The sequence below is a fragment of the Dyella sp. 01N36 genome (genome assembly GCF_056399745.1).
On record NZ_JBFTRY010000063.1, the window covers coordinates 1 to 18688 of the forward strand.

Genomic DNA, 18688 nt, shown 5'->3' on the forward strand with positions numbered 1-18688 from the left:
ATTTTACGGTTTGTTCAGCAAGCCGTCAGCTAAACAAGCCGTAAGCGCTAACGCTTTTTCAACGTAGGGATGTGTCGGGGGAGAGCCGGCACAACTCAGAACGCGGCAGCAAACGATCACAAATCTTTGCTTTTTAGTAGGGGAGACAACATGTTGAAGTCCAAGCTCACGGTTGCCGTGCTGGCAGCCATGGCGTTCGGTTATTCGTCGGTTTATGCGGCCGATGCGCCGTCACCGATGCCGCAGGATTCCTCGGGCACGCAAAGCCAGCCGCAGGATAGCGCCGACGCCAAGAAGGCCAAGAAGCTGGAGGCCGTCACGGTCACCGGCTCACTGATTCCGCAGTCGCAGGTGGAAACGGCGCAACCGGTGATCAGCATCACTGCGGAAGATCTCAAGGCACGCGGTTTCACTACGGTGGCCGAGGCGCTGCAACAGGCTTCGTTCGCGACGGGTAGTGTGCAGGGCCCGCAGAACAACAACTCGTTCACCACTGGTGCGCAGACCCTGAGCATGTTCGGTCTGCCGGTGGGCTTCACCAAATACCTGATCGACGGCCGGCCGATGGGCGACTTCCCCGGCCTGTACAACGGCAGCGACATCTTCAACAACCTGAGCAACATCCCGATGGAGATGGTCGATCACATCGACGTTCTTCCGGGTGGCCAGTCGTCGCTGTACGGCTCCGATGCCATCGCTGGCGTCGTCAACATCGTGCTCAAGAAGCACGTGGACGCACCGACCATCGACGTGCGCGCGGGCGGCTACAGCGAGGGCGGCGGTTCGAGTCAGCGCATCAGCTTTGCCGACAGCTTCACCTTCGGCAAGTTCAACACCATGATCGGTGTGCAGTACGAGCAGAAGAAGCCGATCTGGGGCTATCAGCGCGACCTGACCAAGCAGTACTTCACCGACGGTACGACGCCACCGACCGCATCGCGCGACTATCTGTTCGCGAGCGGCCTGACTGGCAAGTATCTTTTCCTTGATCCGAACAACTGCTCCACGGTGGCCAGCGGCTACGGCGGCACCGAAGCGAAGCAGAACCGCGCGGGCAAGGGTGACTACTGCGGCTCGCAGTACAGTGCCGGCTACGCGACGCTTGGCAATGACGACAAGACCGCGAACCTTTATTCGCACTCCACCTTCGACGTCAGCGACAACCTGCAGCTCTACGGCGACCTGCTCTACAACTACGAAGAGCAGAAGTTCACCTCGGGCAGCAACACCACGTTCTGGGGTACCAGCGTTGCCACCGCCGGCAGCACGGCGGGCTACTTCTGGGATCCGACGCGCAATGGCGGCAACGGTGACCTGGTTCTGGCGCAGAAAATCTTCACGCCGGAAGAAGTGGGTGGCTTCTCCAACATCATGAGCAAGCAGTACGACAGCTCGTACATGTTGACCTTGGGTGGCAAGGGTACGTTCGGCCAGTCCAACTGGGACTACGATCTGGGCTTCACCCACTCCGACGATCAGCTGACCAACCGCGACTTCGCGCGCTTCACCGGACCGATCGAAAAGTACTTCTCCGATCACGTCATGGGTCGCCAGCAGGGCACGTATTCGGGCTATCCGGTGTTCACGCCCAACTACGCGGCGCTGTACAACCAGATATCCACGTCGGACTTCCGTAGCTTCACCGGCTACACCACGTCCCATGCCAAGACCTGGGATAACCTGCTCCGCGGCCAGGTGACCAACCAGTCCTTGTTCCAGATTGGCGGCGGTGAGGCCGGCCTCGCCTTGGTCATGGAAGGCGGTAATCAGGGTTGGGATTCCACGCCGGATCCGCGCCTGCTGGAGACCATCACCGACATCAACGGCAATCAGCAGAGCTACGTCTACGGCACCAGCGCCACGCCCGGTGCGGGCCATCGTTCGCGCTTTGCGACCACGGCCGAGTTGCGCCTGCCGTTGCTGGAACAGGTCACCATGGATCTGTCCACGCGTTACGACGCCTACAAAGTCGACAGCCAGACCGTGGATCACACCACGTTCAACGCGGGTATCGAGTACCGTCCGTTCGAAACACTGTTGCTGCGCGGTCGTTACGGTTCGGCGTTCAAGGTGCCTACGCTAGCCGATGAATTCCAGCGACCCAGCGGTTACTACGACTCGGTCACCGACTACCTCAACTGCGCACGCCTTGGCTTTGCGCCGGCCGTGGCGCCGACCAAGTGCCCCATCCCGTACGACGCCACGCAGTATCAGGGCCTGACCTATGGCAACCCGGCGCTGCAGCCGATCACCGCCAAGGTGTGGAGCTACGGCTTCGTGTGGGCACCGATCGAGCGCATGTCCGTCAGTGCCGACTATCTGCATTGGGACATCAACAACGAAGTCACCCAGGTCGATCCGGACAAGCTGTCCCAGACCGAATACCTGTGCGACACCGGCACGCTGGATCCCAAGTCGGGCACCTGCGCCCAGGCTTTCAACCTGATCACTCGCGGACCGGGCAAGGGCAATCTGCTGGGCCAGATCACCAATATTTCCACGCCCAAGCTCAACCTGGCCAACGAGCAGGTCAACGCCGTCACGGCGAACTTCAGCTACCTGCAGCCGATCGGCGCGTTCGGCAACCTGGCCGCTCAGCTGTCCTACTCGGACATCCTCAAGCACACGACCCAGGACTTTGTGATCGATCCGAAGATCGACGTGCTGCGCGAGCCGTTCTACAGCACGGACTTCAAGTCCAAGGTCAACGGCTCGCTCACCTGGTCGCTCGACCAGTGGAGCGCGACGGCGTACTTCAACCGCTATGGCAGCACGCCGAACTACCTGGCCAGCGTGCTCAACAGCTATGAAGCTCCGGGCACCGGCAAGCTGCCGCCGTGGATCCTGTACAACGTCAGCGTGACGTACAACCCCATCAGGAGCCTCGGGCTCTCGCTGCTGGTGAACAACGTGTTCAACAAGATGCCGCCCAAGGACGACAGCTATCCCGGCACGACCAACCAGCCGTACAACACGCTCAACTACAGCGTGTACGGCCGCGCGATCTACCTGGAGGCGAAGTACAGCTTTGGCGGGACTGCCAAGTAATCGGCAACGGTTGCCTGGTATTGGAACGGCCCCGCGAAAGCGGGGCCGTTTTCATTTTTGAGGCTTGGCGCGCCTAGCGTTCGAACGCGACGCCTGCCTTCTCAAGCACATCGAACAGCGGCGACAGCTGCGCCTCGTACTTCTTCCAGCGCCGGATGGCTGTTCGATACATGGGTGCACGGACCTGTACGGCGCTTGCCGTATTCACCGGTGCATCGTTCTTCTCGAACTGCAGGCAGCGCTCGTCCCACGAAAGACCGCAGAATTCGAGTACGCGACGGGTGTGTTCCTCTTGCGAGTCCACCAGCGCTTCATATTCCACTTCAAGAATGCGGCCAGGAAGCACGCCTCGCCAGTGCGCCATCAGGCGATCGAACAAGGCGAAATAGCGCCCCGTGTCCAACAAGTCGAACGAATAGCCGTAGAGCGGCGACAGCTGCGAAAACAGCTGGCGGAAGTTGCTCAGGCAGGTGTCGATGGGGTCGCGGCGCAGGCAGACGATCCGCGCGTTGGGCAGGGCGTGGGCGATGTGACCCGCATACAGAAAGTTGTGCGGCAGCTTGTCGATGAAGCGGGGGCGCTGTGATGTTGCCGGCCGCGTGCTGGCAAGGTAATCGGAGCCTAGTTTCGCCCAGTCGATATTCCCGGCGCGCGCGATGGTATCCCGGTCGATCATCGGGAACGTCGTACTGCCGCTGAGGCGCTTCAGCACGGCGCCGAAGTTCTGCAGCTCGCCGGCCGAATAGACATCCGGATGGCTGGAAATGATGCGCTCGACCAGCGTCGTGCCCGAACGCGGCATGCCGATGATGAAGATGGGTTCGCGGGTCGGGTCGCCCGAGGTCGTGGCCATCGGCTCGGGAAACTGCCGCGTTATCGCATCAAACAAGGCTTCATCGGTGTGGATGGCATATCCGCGCGCCTCCTTGCCCGCCGACTTGCCCTTGACCAGACGCTCGAAGGCCGCGCCGTACTCGCCCAGGTCTTCATGCTCCTTCGCCAACGCCATGTTGACGAAGGTCTGCGCGTTGACGTCCTGTACGTGGGAGTCCGCCAGATGCTCAAGGCGCGGGATGTGATTGCTCTCGCGTGTCTGGCGCCGCAGCTGCGCCAGCGTAAGGTGAGCTCCCCAGAAGGTCGGGTCGATGGCGATGCAACTTTCCAGCGCTTCTTCCGCCGCCGCTAGATCGCCAATGGCAACCAGCGCCGTGGCCAGGTTGAAGCGATAGGGAGCATGTTGCGGCATCAACGACACGGCGCCACGGAATGCCGCGGCTGCACGTTCGTGCATATGCGCCTGTGTGTAGATCACGCCCAGCGTGTCCAGCGTGAACGGGTCCGACGGGCGCAACGCCATCGCCTTGTCCGCCGCCTGCAATGCCTCGTGCGAGCGCCGCACCACGGTCAAGGCCTTGGCGAACTGGGTCGCATAATCCGCGCGCTCGGGTGCAAGATCCGACGCCTTGTGCAGAAAGCCCAGGGCCAGGGGCAGTTCTTCCAGCTCAAGGAAGGTCACGCCGGTGATATAGCAGACGCCCGGATCGTTCGGGACCAGGGGCAGCAGGCGCCCGGAGATGGCGCGGGCCTGCTGCCATTGCCTGCGGTTGAACGCGTCGACCAGTTGCGCGTAGAGCTGAGCCGGTTCCGCCATGACTATCCGAATCGGTTTGATATGTCGCCCGATTCTATGTGACGTCCCGGTGCTTTGGGCGACTTAGCCGCCGGCCAGCATGGCGGCAATCTTCGCCATATGCGATTGCGCCGTCTCGCGCACCACTTCCTTGTCCGCTTCCGGGTCCTTGCCCTGCCAGTGCAGATCGTCCTGCGGCAGCTCGTGCAGGAAGCGGCTGGGCTGATTGCTGTGGACTTCGCCGTAGCGCTTGGTCTTGGCCGACCAGGACAGGGTGAGCATTTCCTTGGCGCGGGTGATGCCCACGTACATCAGGCGGCGCTCTTCGTCGATGCGGCCCTCGTCGATGGCGCCATCGTGCGGCAGCGTGCCTTCTTCGCAGCCCACGATGAAGACCAAGCGGAACTCCAGTCCCTTGGCCGCGTGCAGCGTCATCATGCGCACGGCATTGCCCGGCTCGTCGCGATCGGCGTGGGTGAGCAGGGCGAGCTGGGCGGCCAGATCGCCGGTGGTGTTGTCGTTGCGCTGCATCGCGCGGAACCAGTCGGCCAGTTCGCGCAGATTGCCCAGGCGACGCTCGCGCAGGGTGGCATCGGTGGTGCTGGCGGCGACATGGGCGGCGTAGCCCGTGCGCTGCAACACGGTCTCCACCAGATCGGCGGCGCTCTGGTGCAGCGAGGCGCTGCGCAGCTCATCCATCAACTGGGTGAACGAGGCCAGCGCCGAGGCGGGACGCGGCGACAGCTGGCGCAGCACGGCGTCGCTGCGCGCGGCATCGAGCAGCGGCGCGTGGCGCGTCTGGGCGATCTCGCCGAGTTTCTCCAGCGTTGTTGCGCCAATTTCGCGCTTGGGCACGTTCACCACGCGCAGGAAGGCGGCGTCGTCGCTCGGGTTGGTGAGCAGGCGGAAATAGCACAGCAGGTCTTTCACTTCCGCGCGATCGAGAAAGCTCAGTGCGCCGGAAAGATGGTACGGCACGCGCGCCAGGCGCAGCGCCTTTTCCAGCGGGCGTGCCTGGAAATTGCCGCGATACAGGATGGCGATGTCGTGCCAGCGGGCCTTGTGCTTTTCCGCGAGCGACGCGGCAATGGCCGCCACGCGTTCGGCTTCGTGTTCGTTTTCCTTGCACTCCAGCACGCGGATCTGCGCGCCTTCCGGGTGCTCGCTCCACAGCTTCTTTTCGTGCAGATGCGGGTTGTTGGCGATCAGCTTGTTGGCGGCGCGCAGGATGCGCTTGCCGCAACGGTAGTTCTGTTCCAGCTTGATCACGCGCAGGCTGGGCCAGTCCTTGCCGAGCTGGTCGATATTCTCCGGATTGGCGCCGCGCCATGCGTAGATCGACTGGTCGTCATCGCCCACGCAGGTAAAACTGCCGCGCTCACCGGCCAACGCCTTCAGCAGGCGGTACTGCGCATCGTTGGTGTCCTGGTATTCGTCCACCAGCAGATAACGCAGGCGCTCGCGCCACACGTTGCGGCACTCCTCGTCGCTCTCCAGGATGCGCAGCGGGAGACGGATCAGATCGTCGAAATCCACGGCATTGAAGGCGTTGAGGCGTTGCTGGTACATCTCGTAGATGGTCGCTGCGTCGAGCTCGCGCGGGCTGCGTGCGGCGGCAAGCGCTTCTTCCGGCGACAGGCCGGCATTCTTCGCACGGCTCACCAGGTTGCGTATGCCGAACAGCACATCGGGCTTGATGCCCTTGGGCGCCAGTTCCTTGATGATGCCTTCGCTGTCGTCCGCATCGAGCACCGAGAAACCCTTGCGCAGCCCGGCGCGCGCGTGCTCCATCTGCAGAAACTTCAGGCCCAGCGCGTGGAACGTACACACGGTGAGCGCGGCGGCGTCCTCGCTGCTGATCAGCTTGGTCACGCGCTCGCGCATTTCCTTCGCCGCCTTGTTGGTGAAGGTGATGGCGGCGATGCGCGAGGGCGCGAGCTTCTTGCGCGCGATGAGATAGGCGATCTTCTGCGTGATCACCSRGGTCTTGCCCGAACCKGCGCCTGCCAATACCAGCAGTGGGCCGTCACAGTGTTCCACGGCGGCCAATTGTTGGGGATTGAGCATGGTTGCGCTGGTGGCTGGGCGGCGCCCGATGGTAGCAGAGCACCCTCGCCCAAAGCAGGCTATGCTCCGCTCACCGCAGGTCGAGACATGCCGGCACCTGCGCATCACCGGAGCGTGAGATGGCCAGACTGGCGACTTTCGGCGTAGTGATCCTGGCGCTGGCAGGCGCCAGCCATGCATGGGCACAGCAGGCTGCCGATGCCACCGACATCAAGCGCGACACCGAGCTGCTCGGTGGCATGGAGTCGCGCCTGTTCGTCGACGCCCACAGCGACCTGCGTTATCGCTACAAAGGCCAGGAAGCGTATAGCGAGGGCCACCACCGCGACGCCTTCCACTATTTCCGCCTGGCATCGCGCTATGCCGACAAGACCTCGCAGTCGCTGGTGAGCGTGATGTATTGGACGGGCGATGGCGTGGCCCAGGATCGCCCGCTGGCTCATGCATGGATGGAGCTTGCCGCCAGCCGCGGCTATCCCGAGTTGCTGCGTCAGCGCCAGCTCTACTGGGATCAGCTGAGCGATGCGGAGCGTGCCAAGGCGCGCGAACTGCGCCCGACGCTCGAAGCCGACTACGGCGATGCCGTCGGTGCCCGCCGGCTCACGCTCGAAATCGGCGCCAGCCGCGCCCAGGTCACCGGCAGCCACGTCGGCTGGCTGGGGAGCGGCAGCGCGACCTACGGCGACAACGCCGTGGAAGACTTCAGCAAGTTCGACAAGGCGCTGCACATGAACACCGCCGAATACCTGGACGTGAAGGATTTGCAGTGGCAGCTGCAGATGAACAGCCGCGTCAACGTGGGCGAACCCGAACCTGTGCCGGCGCCGCCTCGCAACCCGGCGCACCCCGCTGCCTAGCGCCGTACCAGGTTGCGGTTGTTCCCGCGGCTTAGCTGTATTTCAATGTCTCGGCGATGAAAACGGGCGCGCATCGCGCGGTACAGTGTCCGTTGATGTAGCGTCGATCCTCAACTAAGCACAGGTAAAGTGGTGACGGCATGACGGACGGCGAACAAATCACCGAACAGCAGTGCGACGTGGTCGTGATCGGCGGCGGGCCCGCCGGCAGCACGGCGGCCACACTGCTGGTGCGGCGCGGTTACAAGGTGATCGCGCTGGAAAAGGATCACCACCCTCGTTTTCATATCGGCGAATCGCTGCTGCCGATGAATCTGCCGATCTTCGAGCGGCTGGGCGTGCTGGACCAGGTCCGCGCACTGGGCGTGTTCAAGCCGGGTGCGGATTTTGAGGCCGACAATGAGGCCGGCTACATCACCTTCGAGTTCGCCCGCGCCCTCGGCAACAGCCCGCCGCATGCCTATCAGGTGCGGCGGCAGGATTTCGATCAGATGCTGTTTCGCCACGCGGCCAGCAGCGGCGCGGATACGCGCGAAGGCCATGAGGTGCGCGGCGTGGAAGAGCGTGGCCGGCATGACTGGCGCGTGCAGGTGGCCACCGATCAGGGCGAGCAGTACGCCGTCCTTGCACACTATGTGGTGGACGCCTCCGGCCGCGATGCGTTTCTTGCCGGCAAGAAGAAGCTCAAGCGCAAGAACGCCGAACATCAGAGCGCAGCCATTTTTGGCCACTTTCGCGGCGCGCAATACCGGGCCGGCGAACACGCCGGCAATATCAGCATCTACCGCTTCGATCACGGCTGGATGTGGATGATTCCCCTGCCCGACGGCGTGATGAGTGTTGGCGCGGTGTGCTGGCCCGACTATCTCAAGCAGCGCCGCGGCCGCAGCACCGATTTCCTGCTGGAAACGCTGCGCCAGAATCCGGCCCTGTGGAAGCGCATCGAACACGCCGAACTGATCGACAACGAAGTGCGCGTGACCGGCAACTACTCGTACGACTCGGCACGCATGGCCGGTCCTGGCTGGGTGCTGATCGGCGATGCCTTCGCGTTCCTCGATCCGGTGTTCTCCTCCGGCGTGTACCTCGCCATGAGCGGGGCGGAACAGGCGGTGGAKGTGGTGGATGCGGCGCTGCGCGATCCCACCCGCGAGGCGGCCTTGCAAYGCCGTCTGGAACGTCGCCAGCGCCGCGGCATGAAGCGGTTTGCGTTCTTCATCTATCGCTTCAACGGATCGATCATGCGCCAGGTGTTCAGTTCGCCGCGCAATACGTTCCAGATCGAGCAGGGCGTCATTTCGATGTTGGCGGGCGACGTGTTCGACTCGTTCAAGGTCTGGATACGCATACTCGCGTTCAAGGGTGTGTACCGGGCGCTCACCCTGCGCGAGTGGCGACGGTGGAGCGGCGATCGCCACTACCGGCTGGCGCAGGCCCATGCGCAGTTCAGCGGGGGTACCACGCCGCTGGACAAGGAATAGGCGCTGAAGGCCAGCGGTCAACCGGGTAACATCAGCACCCCGCCACAGGAACCGTCATGGCCAAGCTTTATTTCTATTATTCGGCGATGAATGCCGGCAAGACCACGACCTTGCTGCAGAGTGCCTACAACTATCACGAGCGCGGCATGCGCACGCTCATCCTCACGCCGGCGCTGGACAACCGCTACGGCGAGGGCGTGGTGGCCTCGCGCATCGGCCTCAAGGCCAACGCCGTGCGCTTCGGCGGGGAAGAAAACCTGCTGGCCCTGGTGCAGTCGGACATCGCCGCCCGCGGCCCGCTGCATTGTGTGTTCGTCGACGAGGCGCAGTTTCTCAGCAAGGCCCAGGTGTGGCAGCTGAGCGACGTGGTGGACAAGCTCAACGTCCCGGTGCTCGCCTATGGCTTGCGCACCGATTTCCGCGGCGAGCTGTTCGAGGGCAGCCGCTACCTGCTCGCCTGGGCCGACAACCTGGACGAGATCAAGACCATCTGCCATACCGGCCGCAAGGCCACCATGGTGGTGCGCGTGGATGAACAGGGCCGTGCGGTCACCGAAGGCCCGCAGGTTGAGATCGGCGGCAACGACCGCTATGTCTCGGTGAGTCGCGCCGAGTTCAAGAACATTACGGAAGGACACGGCAGGATAGAACTGCAGCAGCCCGTGCTGCCGCTGGGCGAAGGGCATTGAGCGTTTCGCACTCATCTAAGGAATGGTAACGGCATGTCGAAGATCCCTTTTCCCGCCTGGCAACGTCCGCACTGGCAGTCGAGCAACGAAGACATCCTGTTGCAGTTCTATGTGTTCGGGAAATTCCAGTCGGGACGGGCGCCCTCGCTCGATTACGGCAGCGAAGGCCTGCCCGATGGCGTGGAAATGACCAGCCATAACCACGCGCAGCTGCGCCAGTGGGACGGCTATCCCTTGCGCGGCAGCATCGGCCGCATGTTCAAGGATGGCGCGCCCGAGGCTTACCGGCAGGCTATCGATGCACCGGAAGTGCTGGTGATTCGCGGCCGTTTGCCCGATAGCGCCGATACGGGTTATCTGCGCGACACGCTGGGCGTGCTCGCGGCGCTGCTCGACATGGGCGGCGTGGCCATCCTCGATCCGCAGACGCTCAACCTCTACGACGCCGACACGTGGCGCAGGCACTTCGTCGTGCGCGACGGCGCGCCGATCCGCAATCATCTGTTGATACTTCGCGATGCGGAGCCCAATGGGACTTACTGGATTCACACGCGCGGCATGCGCAAGTTCGGGCGCCCTGACGTCAGTATTCGCCATGTGCCTGAGGCTGATAGCGATCGGGCGGGTTTGTTGTGTGAGCGGTTGGTAGAGTTGGAGGCGCTTGGTGCGCGTTTTGCCGAGGGGCAGGAGCTGGAGGCCGACGGGATGTCGTTGGTGGCCACTCTGGGCGGCGGGTTGGAAGATCCGGACTTCAACAATACGTTTGTGGAGTTTCGCTGGCCGGAGTAATCCGCCGCTTTGCTCCCTCTCCCCTGCGGGGAGAGGGTTGGGGTGAGGGGCGGGTGCTGCCGGCCCGAGCAGCTCTCTTGTAGGAGCGCACTTGTGCGCGACCCCCTGACGGAGCGAGACACCCACTCGTTGCGGTCGCGCACAGGTGCGCTCCTACAGGAGGGGCGTGCGCGTATGAGTCGCGGATCAGGCGTTGCCGGCTGCTTTTTGTGGGAGCGCACCCTGTGCGCGACAAACCTACGGAGCGGCACCTCGCAGCGTGGCTGTCGCGCACAGGGTGCGCTCCCACAGACAAGCCAGCGTGCTGATAGCTGAAGGGTTGGGCCCGAGGAGAAGTTTTGAGTCTTCTATGCGTCGGCGCGGCGCAGAAACGCTTGCCGGTCCCAAAGAAAACCCTCGAACTACTTCTGGCACTTCGGACACCAGAACGTCGACCGCTGCCCCAACACCACCTGCCTCACCGGCGTCCGGCACGCCCGACACGCTTCGCCCTCGCGCCCATACACCTGCAACTCGCGAAAGAAATACCCCGGCGCGCCATCGGGGTTGATGAAGTCGCGCAGCGTGGTGCCGCCGCGTTCGATGGCCCAGGCCAAAATGCGTTTCACTTCGCCTGCCAGTCGCGCGTAGCGTGCGCGCGAGACGGAGCCGGCGGGTTTGCGCGGATCAATGCCGGCGGCGAACAGCGCTTCGCTGGCGTAGATGTTGCCGACGCCGACCACGACGGCGTTGTCCATCAGGAACAGCTTTACCGCAGCGGTGCGTCCGCGCGACATGCGCCACAACAGGTCGCCGTCGAAATCATCGGTGAGTGGCTCGGGGCCCAGGTTTTCCAGTAGCTCGTGCGTCTCACCGGGCGGCTGCCAGAGCAGGCAGCCGAAGCGCCGTGCGTCGGTGAAACGCAGTACGCGTGGCCCCTCGGTGGCGGTCGGTTCCAGTGCGATGTCCACATGATCGTGCTTGCCGACCAAGGCATCCGGCGGAAGCACGCGCAATACGCCGGTCATGCCAAGGTGCAGCAGTGCACTGCCCACCTGGGTGTGCAGCAGCAGATATTTCGCGCGCCGCTCCACCGCCTCGATCCGCTGGCCGGGCAATTGCGTGCTGATCTCCGGCGGAATCGGCCAGCGCAGGTCGGGGCGACGCAGGGTCACGCCCGTGACGCGGCGTCCGATCAGATGCGGGGCGATGCCGCGGCGGGTGGTTTCGACTTCGGGTAGTTCGGGCACTGCAGGTCTCGGTTGGGTGGGGCGGCGGTGGCGAGTACTGAGGTTCCTGATAGTCCGCGGTCGCGCACAGGGTGCGCTCCTACAGGCGAGACGTCACCTTGTGGGGGCGCACCCTGTGCGCGACCGCGGAGCTACAGGATCGCCTCGATCCCCAACTCAACCCCAGTCGTTATGGAAGCTCCCTTCCTTGTCCACCCGCTCAAACGTATGCGCGCCGAAGAAGTCGCGTTGTGCCTGAATCAGGTTGGCGGGCAGGTTTTCGGCGCGATAACCGTCGTAATAGGCGATCGCGGAGGAGAAGCACGGCACCGGCACACCAGCCTTTACGGCCGCGGCCACGACGTCACGCAACGCACTCTGGTACTCGGCGGCGATGTCGCGGAAATAGCTATCGAGCAGCAGATTCTTCACCTGCGGGTCGCGCTCGTACGCATCGGTGATCTTCTGCAGGAAGCGCGCGCGAATGATGCAGCCGGCGCGGAAGATGCGGGCGATGGTGCCGTACGGCAGATTCCACTGGTATTCGTCCGATGCCGCACGCAACTGCGCAAAGCCCTGTGCGTACGAGACGATCTTGCTGAGATACAAGGCACGACGCACGGCTTCGATAAACGCCTTGCGATCGCCTTCGAACTGATGCGGTGCCGGTCCCTTGAGAATCTTGCTGGCGGCGACGCGCTCTTCCTTGAGTGACGAAAGCAGGCGCGCAAACACCGACTCAGTGATCAGCGGCAACGGCACGCCAAGATCGAGCGCGCTCTGGCTGGTCCACTTGCCCGTGCCTTTCTGCGCAGCGCGGTCGAGGATGATGTCGACCATCGCCTTGCCGGTGTCCTTGTCCTTCTTGGTGAAGATGTCGGCGGTGATGCTGATCAGGTAGCTGTCGAGTTCACCCTTGTTCCAATCGGCGTAGACCTCGGCCAATTCTTCGTTCGTCAGGCCGAGCACGTTATGCAGTACCGAATAGCTTTCGGCGATGAGCTGCATATCGCCATACTCGATACCGTTGTGCACCATCTTCACGTAATGGCCGGCGCCGTTCGGGCCCATATAGGCCACGCAGGGATCGCCATCGGGCGCGCGCGCTGCAATCTCGGTGAGGATGGGCGCGACCAGGTCGTACGCTTCGCGCGGGCCGCCCGGCATGATCGACGGTCCGTGCAACGCACCTTCTTCGCCGCCGGACACGCCGGTGCCGATGAAGTGCAGTCCAGCCGCGCTCATCTCGCTCTCGCGGCGCATGGTGTCCTTGAAGAACGTATTGCCACCGTCGATGACGATATCGCCCTTGTCGAGCAGGGGCTTGAGCTGTGCGAGCGTGGCGTCGGTGGGCTCGCCGGCCTTGACCATCAGCAGGATGCGACGCGGCTTTTCCAGCGACTGGACGAATTCCTCCAGCGTGAACGTGGGTACCAGCTTCTTGCCGGGATTGTCCTTGACCACTTCATCGGTGCGTTCGCGATGCCGGTTGTAGATCGACACGGCGTGACCGCGACTTTCGATATTCAGGGCGAGGTTGCTGCCCATCACGGCCATGCCCACTACGCCGATCGCCTGCTTGCTCATGACATCGCTCCTGTCGAGGTTTGCTTTCCCATATGGGGAGTCTGCGAGACGGTGCAAGGTACGCCGGGGTGGGGCAGGAGTTAGTGAAGAGGAGTGAGAAGTGAGAAAAGGCCGGGAAAGCTCTCTCTCACTCCTTGATCTTCCTCGCTTCGCCAGTCGCGCCGCGCGGCGTATAGCGCACCGAAATCAGTGCCACCCGGTCGCCCACGCGCACATAGCGCTGCGGACCCGTGACCGACGTTTCGCCGAATTCCAGGCGCTGGCCATCCAGCGTCAGCACCGCCATCGGGGTGGCCAGTCCGATCTTGCCTGGATCGAAGTCGTGCAGCGGTCGCCAGCTCAGCACTGCCGCGGCTGCCGTGTCGGCCAGCTCGCCGAGGCGGCCATCGTCCGCACGGGCTGGCGTGCCATCGGTGCGCCACCAGTGGCCGTCGCGGCGAGCGAAGTGCTCGGTATTGCCGCTGCCCAAAGATAGTGAAATGTCGTGGACGCTCGAGGGATCGAGCGTCAGCAAGGTACCGCTAGCCTCCGCACGATCCTGCCGCCACTGCCATCCGGCGATCGCCATGATCGCCAGGATGCCTGCCGCAAGCCACAGGCGCTGTCGGGTCGCCCGCTTCATGCGCGACGACGGCGCCACACGATGAAGCCGCCGATCAGCAGCAGCAACAACGGCAACACCACCAGGAAGCCAAGCGTGACGCTGCTCAGCTGCGCCTGGGTGATCTGCAGCAGGCGATCGGGCGCGCCGCGCGGCGGCAGGTTCACCAGGGCATCGTCACCCAGCAGCCAATCGAAGATGCGTTCACCCAACGCACGATTGCCGCCGTTGCCGAGGAAGGTGTTGGAGAGGAAATCGCCATCGCCAATCACCACCACGCGTTGCTCGGCCTTGTCGGGACTCGGTGAGAGACGACTCAAGGCAAAGGCAAAATCCAGCGGACCCTTCAGCTCGCCGGCGCTGGCGTCGTACTGGATGCTGGAGCTCTGCGCATTGTCGATCGGCTTGAACTCGGTCCAGCTCTGTGCGCTCGAGCGCAGGAACGGCGCCACCTTCCAATCGGTACGCGCCGCCATCGCCAGCGCAGACACCTGCGGAAACAGCGTGGTCAACTGAAAGCCGCGCGTGATCGCGTGCTGCGGATAGTCGCCCAGCGCCAGCATGCGCGGATCCTTCAAACCCAGCGCGGCGCCCTGACCATCGACCAGCACGCCCGGCAAAATCCGGATGCCCAGCGCATCGGCCAGCGGCGCCAGATGCAGGTCGTCATTGGTGGGTTCGCTCAACCACAACAGGTTGCCGCCGTTGCCCACGTAATCGGTCAGCGCCTTCACCGCGCCATCGGGCAAGGCCAGCTCGGGGCTCGCCAGTACGACCAGGTCGGTGTGCTGCGGTACGGCGGTGACTTGCGCAAAGTTCAGCGGCACCGCGCGCATGCCGCGGCCTTCCATCTGCGCCATGAACATGCCCAGGTCGGCATTGCCCTTGTCGTCCGCGCGACGCTCGCCATCGCCGGACACGAACGCGACGATGCGTTCGCCGCCGCGCGCCAGGCGCTCCAGCGCATTGGTGAGGCTGCGCTCGGACAGCTCATCGAGCCGCTGCTCGCGGCCCTGGTAGTGCAGGATCAAGGCGCCATCCACCGTGATGCCGAGCTCGCGCATCGCGGCAGGATCCTGCTGTGGATCGACGAAGCGCAGCGTCAGGTCGGGCTTGGCGCGCTCGTAACGTTCGACGAAGCCGGCCACGGTGTGGCGCAGATCGCCTTGCGGATTGGCGTAACTGACGATTTCCACCGGGCCATGCAAGGTCGCCAGCACCGCGCGGCTTTCCGGCGACAGGCTGGCGCGCCCGCCAAAGGTCCAGTCGCTGACATGATCATGGCGCGTGGTGAGATAACCGATGGCACCTGCGGCAAGCAACAGCGCCAACGCAAATAGCCATCCATTCAGATGCCGGAAAAAGCGCGCCATCAGCCACGCTCCTTTTCGGCAGCCAGCCGTTGCGTGGCGAGAGCGAGCGCCACCACGATCACCAGCACGAACCACGCGACATCCGACAACGACACCAGTCCACGCAGCATGTCTTCAAGATGTCCGCTAAGGGCCAGCCAGTTGAATACACCGCTGGTCGCACCGGCTTTCTGCACGGCGATATTCATGCCGGCCAGCACCAGTCCGACGGTGAGCGCGATGGTGGCGGCGATGGAGGCGTGCGAGGCGTAGGCGGAACTTGCCACGCCGATCGCGGCCAATGCAGCGAGCGTCAGCAGCGCGCCCAGCGATGCCGCGGCGAGCTTGCCCCAGTCGAGGGTGACACCGTGCGAAAGGCTCAGCGGCATCGCCAGGGCTAGCGCGAGCCACAGCACCAGCCACAACATCAGCGCCAGGTATTTGCCCAGCACGATGCGCGAAGCTGGCAGGCCGGCGGCGAACCACAACGGCAACGTGCCGTTGCTGCGTTCGCCAGCGAGCGAGGACATGGTGAGCAGCGGCACGATCACCAGCGCCAGCTCCACCACGCCAAACGGCAGGATGCCGCCGGTGAGGATGCTGCTCAGCATCGGCACGCCAACCAGATCGGTATAACCGGGGCCGCCCGGCAAAGCGGCGAGCTTGATCTGCCCGGCCAGAAAGCCGCCGAGCAACAAAGTGAAGCGCCAGGCCAGTTGCGCCAGCGTCAACGCGGCAAGCACCCAGGCGAGCGGGCGAACGATCAGGCGGCGCAGCTCCAGCCGCGTCACGGCGAGCACCCTCATGCGGCCCGTGCCTTGTCGTTGCCGTCGCCGCCGCGCAGGGCGATATCGAAGAAGGTCTGCTCAAGCATCTTGTGGTCGTCGTCGGTGATGGGGCCGTCGTAGCGCAGCTGCCCCTCGTGCAGGATCGCCACGCGATCGCAGGCCGCGGTGACTTCGGCCAGCAGATGCGTGGAAAGAATGACGGCGGTGCCGGCCGCGGCCTGTTCGCGGATCACGGTGCGCAGCGCAGCGACCTGCACCGGATCGAGGGCATTGGCGGGTTCGTCCAGCACCAGCAGCGAGGGCTCGTGCAGCAGCGCGCAGGCGAGTCCGAGGCGCTGACGCTGGCCCTGCGACAACACGCCAGCCAGCCGACGCGAGAGCGCGCCAAGTTCCAGGCGTTCGACGATGCGCTGGCGCGCCTTGGCCAGCGCCGCGCCGGCCAGACCGCGAAGGCGGCCATGCGCGTCCAGATGTTCCAGCACGGTCAGTTCCGGCCACAGCGGGGCACGTTCAGGCAGCCAGCCGATGCCGCGCTGGGCCAGCTCCGGATGCTCCAGAAAGTCCTTCCCGTTCAGTTTGATGGCGCCGCTGTCAGGCGTCAGCGCACCGGCGATCATGGCCAGGGTGGTGCTCTTGCCGGCGCCGTTGACCCCGAGCAAACCCAGCACCTGTCCCGCATCCAGGGTCAGGCTGAGATCGGCGACGGCGGCGCGTCCCGCGCGGTGTCGGGTTATGTGATCCAGTTGCAATACAGCGGTAGGCGCGGTCATTGCATGATTGTCAGTGCGGCCCCAAATTCATACAACCGGGAGAGGGCGCCGATGGGCGATACAGCACATTAACTTTGTTGCCGCAAATGGGTGCGACAATATTTTGCTGGTCCATGCTGGCGGGTACGGAAACCCCTCGTTTAGACTGACTTTTCATACACCTGGGTGTTTCCCATGCTAGATGCAGTACTCAATTTCTTGTCCAACGGCCTGACGCACGCCAGTTGGCTGACCATGCTGGTCTACATGCTGGTCATGACGCAGCTCACCATTTTCACGGTGACGCTGTACCTGCATCGCTGCCAGACCCATCGCGGCGTGGACCTGCATTGGTCTATTTCGCACTTCTTCCGCTTCTGGGGCTGGCTCACCACGGGCATGGTCACCAAGGAGTGGGTGGCGGTGCACCGCAAGCACCACGCCAAGGTCGAGACCGAGGAAGATCCGCATAGCCCGCAGATCTACGGCATCAAGAAGGTCTTCTGGGATGGCGTGTCGCTGTACCGCGACGCCAGCGAAGTGAAGGAAGACCTCGAGAAGTACGGCCGCGGCACCCCGGACGACTGGATCGAGCGCAATCTCTACGGCGCGCATCCGTACTGGGGCCCGACCCTGATGCTGTTCATCAGCTTCGCCCTGTTCGGCGTGATCGGTGCTGCCCTGTGGGCCGTGCAGATGATCTGGATCCCGTTCTGGGCCGCCGGCTTCGTCAACGGCATCGGCCACTGGTGGGGCTACCGCAATTTCGAAAGCGCCGACACCGCGACCAACCTCATTCCCTGGGGTTTCTGGATCGGTGGCGAAGAGCTGCACAACAACCACCACGCCTTCCCGAGCTCGGCGAAGTTCGCCCTGCGCAAGTGGGAGTTCGACATCGGCTGGGCCGCCATCTGCGCCCTGCGCGCCGTGGGCCTGGCCAAGGTGCTGCGCGTGGCGCCGACGCTGGACGTCCGCCCGAACGTGCACCTGCCGGATGCCGAGACGCTCAAGGGCGTGCTGACCCATCGCTTCGCCGCGATGACCGACTACTACCGCAACGTGATCATCCCGACCATGCGCGACGAAGCGCAGCACGCCGGCGACAGCATCAAGTCGGTGCCGCGCCGCATGCGTCGCGCGCTGGCCGATGGTGGCCGCTGGCTGGACAGCGAAGGCCGTGATCGCATGCAGGCGGTGCTGGCCAAGCGCCCGACGCTCAGCACCGTTTGTGATTTCCGCAATCGCCTTGCCGCTCTGATGGAGCAGCGTGGTGCCGATCAGGCGCTGAAGGGTCTGCAGCAGTGGATCGCCGAGGCTGAGCAGAGCGGTATCCGCGCGCTGCAGGAGTTTGCTGGTCGCCTGAAGAGTTATTCGGTGGCGAACGCGTAAGCGGTGTCACTGATTGGATGAAGAAGCCCGCCGAAAGGCGGGCTTTTTTGTGGGCGAGGCGATGACCAGGCGGGCCGCTCTGCTCCCTCTCCCCTCCGGGGAGAGGGCTGGGGTGAGGGGCGGGTGCTCGCGGGGACGTTTCTATTCGTCGTTCTTAAGTCGCCCGGATCAAGAGCCTCGGTATTTGGTTGTCGCGTGTTCGCTAGCTTGTTCGCCTGCCGCGGGCTTCCGTCCTCCTGCCGGAGGCCGGGTCACTTTCTCTTGCTTGCCCAAGAGAAAGTAACCAAAGAGAAGGGCCCCCCGGATGACGCGCCTTCCGGGCCTTTGGCCCTCCAGGTGCGCGGTCGGGCTCCGGGGTTTTTCGACAGGACATCCCTGTCCTGTCGAAAAACTGGCCGCATCCCTGCGGCCACCCTTCGGGCTTTCCTCCACCCGCCCGCCGCGTCATACGGG

At 64.0% G+C, this 18688-nt stretch carries 13 protein-coding genes and 1 pseudogene; 6 read left to right on the forward strand and 8 right to left on the reverse strand.

Translation table 11 applies throughout. The annotated features are described in order from the left end of the window. Positions 1 to 150 precede the first annotated feature (150 nt). Positions 151 to 3048: a TonB-dependent receptor domain-containing protein gene (locus tag AC1DMG_RS11910; RefSeq protein WP_441602019.1), complete on the forward strand. Its 2898-nt coding sequence runs from the start codon at positions 151 to 153 to the stop codon at positions 3046 to 3048. 202 nt (positions 3049 to 3250) lie between these two features. Here the strand turns inward: AC1DMG_RS11910 and AC1DMG_RS11915 are convergent. Further along, positions 3251 to 4699: pseudogene (locus AC1DMG_RS11915) on the reverse strand (sulfotransferase family protein); the annotation flags it as partial. A gap of 63 nt (positions 4700 to 4762) precedes the next feature. Further along, positions 4763 to 6745, reverse strand: a complete 1983-nt coding sequence (locus AC1DMG_RS11920) for a UvrD-helicase domain-containing protein (RefSeq protein ID WP_477180547.1) — start codon at positions 6743 to 6745, stop codon at positions 4763 to 4765. 119 nt (positions 6746 to 6864) lie between these two features. On the opposite strand from AC1DMG_RS11920, the gene AC1DMG_RS11925 reads away from it, so the two are divergent. From AC1DMG_RS11925 to AC1DMG_RS11940, 4 genes are all read left to right on the forward strand, one after another. Then, positions 6865 to 7602 (forward strand): SEL1-like repeat protein, encoded by a 738-nt coding sequence (locus AC1DMG_RS11925; RefSeq protein WP_441602021.1) that lies wholly within the window; start codon positions 6865 to 6867, stop codon positions 7600 to 7602. Positions 7603 to 7742: 140 nt separating this feature from the next. Next, complete coding sequence (locus tag AC1DMG_RS11930) at positions 7743 to 9083, forward strand: NAD(P)/FAD-dependent oxidoreductase (RefSeq protein WP_477180548.1); 1341 nt, start codon at positions 7743 to 7745, stop codon at positions 9081 to 9083. Between the two features lie 56 nt (positions 9084 to 9139). After that, the gene (locus AC1DMG_RS11935; protein ID WP_441602023.1) at positions 9140 to 9772 is read left to right on the forward strand and encodes a thymidine kinase; all 633 of its coding nucleotides are present in this window, start codon (positions 9140 to 9142) and stop codon (positions 9770 to 9772) included. 33 nt (positions 9773 to 9805) lie between these two features. Next, entirely contained in the window at positions 9806 to 10561 is a 756-nt protein-coding gene (locus AC1DMG_RS11940; RefSeq protein ID WP_441602024.1) for a hypothetical protein, read from the forward strand. A gap of 401 nt (positions 10562 to 10962) precedes the next feature. On the opposite strand, the gene mutM is transcribed toward AC1DMG_RS11940, so the two are convergent. The 6 genes from mutM to AC1DMG_RS11970 all read right to left on the reverse strand — a co-directional run bounded on the left by mutM (position 10963) and on the right by AC1DMG_RS11970 (position 16867). Beyond that, positions 10963 to 11790 (reverse strand): bifunctional DNA-formamidopyrimidine glycosylase/DNA-(apurinic or apyrimidinic site) lyase, encoded by an 828-nt coding sequence (mutM, locus tag AC1DMG_RS11945; protein WP_441611571.1) that lies wholly within the window; start codon positions 11788 to 11790, stop codon positions 10963 to 10965. Positions 11791 to 11946: 156 nt separating this feature from the next. Then, positions 11947 to 13356, reverse strand: a complete 1410-nt coding sequence (gndA, locus tag AC1DMG_RS11950; RefSeq protein ID WP_441602026.1) for an NADP-dependent phosphogluconate dehydrogenase — start codon at positions 13354 to 13356, stop codon at positions 11947 to 11949. A 127-nt stretch (positions 13357 to 13483) separates the two neighbouring features. Then, positions 13484 to 13978, reverse strand: a complete 495-nt coding sequence (locus AC1DMG_RS11955) for a hypothetical protein (RefSeq protein ID WP_441602027.1) — start codon at positions 13976 to 13978, stop codon at positions 13484 to 13486. Beyond that, positions 13975 to 15330: a GldG family protein gene (locus AC1DMG_RS11960; RefSeq protein WP_441602028.1), complete on the reverse strand. Its 1356-nt coding sequence runs from the start codon at positions 15328 to 15330 to the stop codon at positions 13975 to 13977. Before AC1DMG_RS11960 ends, AC1DMG_RS11955 begins: the two co-directional genes overlap by 4 nt. Further along, positions 15330 to 16115, reverse strand: a complete 786-nt coding sequence (locus AC1DMG_RS11965; RefSeq protein ID WP_441602029.1) for an ABC transporter permease — start codon at positions 16113 to 16115, stop codon at positions 15330 to 15332. Before AC1DMG_RS11965 ends, AC1DMG_RS11960 begins: the two co-directional genes overlap by 1 nt. Continuing rightward, positions 16112 to 16867, reverse strand: coding sequence for an ABC transporter ATP-binding protein (locus tag AC1DMG_RS11970; RefSeq protein WP_441602030.1), 756 nt, complete (start codon positions 16865 to 16867; stop codon positions 16112 to 16114). Before AC1DMG_RS11970 ends, AC1DMG_RS11965 begins: the two co-directional genes overlap by 4 nt. A gap of 174 nt (positions 16868 to 17041) precedes the next feature. Here AC1DMG_RS11970 and AC1DMG_RS11975 point away from each other — a divergent pair, with 174 nt between their 5' ends. Continuing rightward, positions 17042 to 18235, forward strand: coding sequence for a DesA family fatty acid desaturase (locus AC1DMG_RS11975; RefSeq protein WP_121883323.1), 1194 nt, complete (start codon positions 17042 to 17044; stop codon positions 18233 to 18235). The last annotated feature ends 453 nt before the right edge of the window (positions 18236 to 18688 follow it).

What these genes read in the sequence shown, in the direction of transcription:
- AC1DMG_RS11960 (WP_441602028.1), bottom strand. Translation starts at nt 15,330, where the DNA reads ATGGCGCGCTTTTTCCGGCATCTGAATGGATGGCTATTTGCGTTGGCG.
- AC1DMG_RS11970 (WP_441602030.1), bottom strand. Translation starts at nt 16,867, where the DNA reads ATGACCGCGCCTACCGCTGTATTGCAACTGGATCACATAACCCGACAC.
- AC1DMG_RS11940 (WP_441602024.1), top strand. Translation starts at nt 9,806, where the DNA reads ATGTCGAAGATCCCTTTTCCCGCCTGGCAACGTCCGCACTGGCAGTCG.
- AC1DMG_RS11925 (WP_441602021.1), top strand. Translation starts at nt 6,865, where the DNA reads ATGGCCAGACTGGCGACTTTCGGCGTAGTGATCCTGGCGCTGGCAGGC.
- AC1DMG_RS11935 (WP_441602023.1), top strand. Translation starts at nt 9,140, where the DNA reads ATGGCCAAGCTTTATTTCTATTATTCGGCGATGAATGCCGGCAAGACC.
- AC1DMG_RS11975 (WP_121883323.1), top strand. Translation starts at nt 17,042, where the DNA reads ATGCTAGATGCAGTACTCAATTTCTTGTCCAACGGCCTGACGCACGCC.
- AC1DMG_RS11910 (WP_441602019.1), top strand. Translation starts at nt 151, where the DNA reads ATGTTGAAGTCCAAGCTCACGGTTGCCGTGCTGGCAGCCATGGCGTTC.
- gndA (WP_441602026.1), bottom strand. Translation starts at nt 13,356, where the DNA reads ATGAGCAAGCAGGCGATCGGCGTAGTGGGCATGGCCGTGATGGGCAGC.
- AC1DMG_RS11955 (WP_441602027.1), bottom strand. Translation starts at nt 13,978, where the DNA reads ATGAAGCGGGCGACCCGACAGCGCCTGTGGCTTGCGGCAGGCATCCTG.
- AC1DMG_RS11965 (WP_441602029.1), bottom strand. Translation starts at nt 16,115, where the DNA reads ATGAGGGTGCTCGCCGTGACGCGGCTGGAGCTGCGCCGCCTGATCGTT.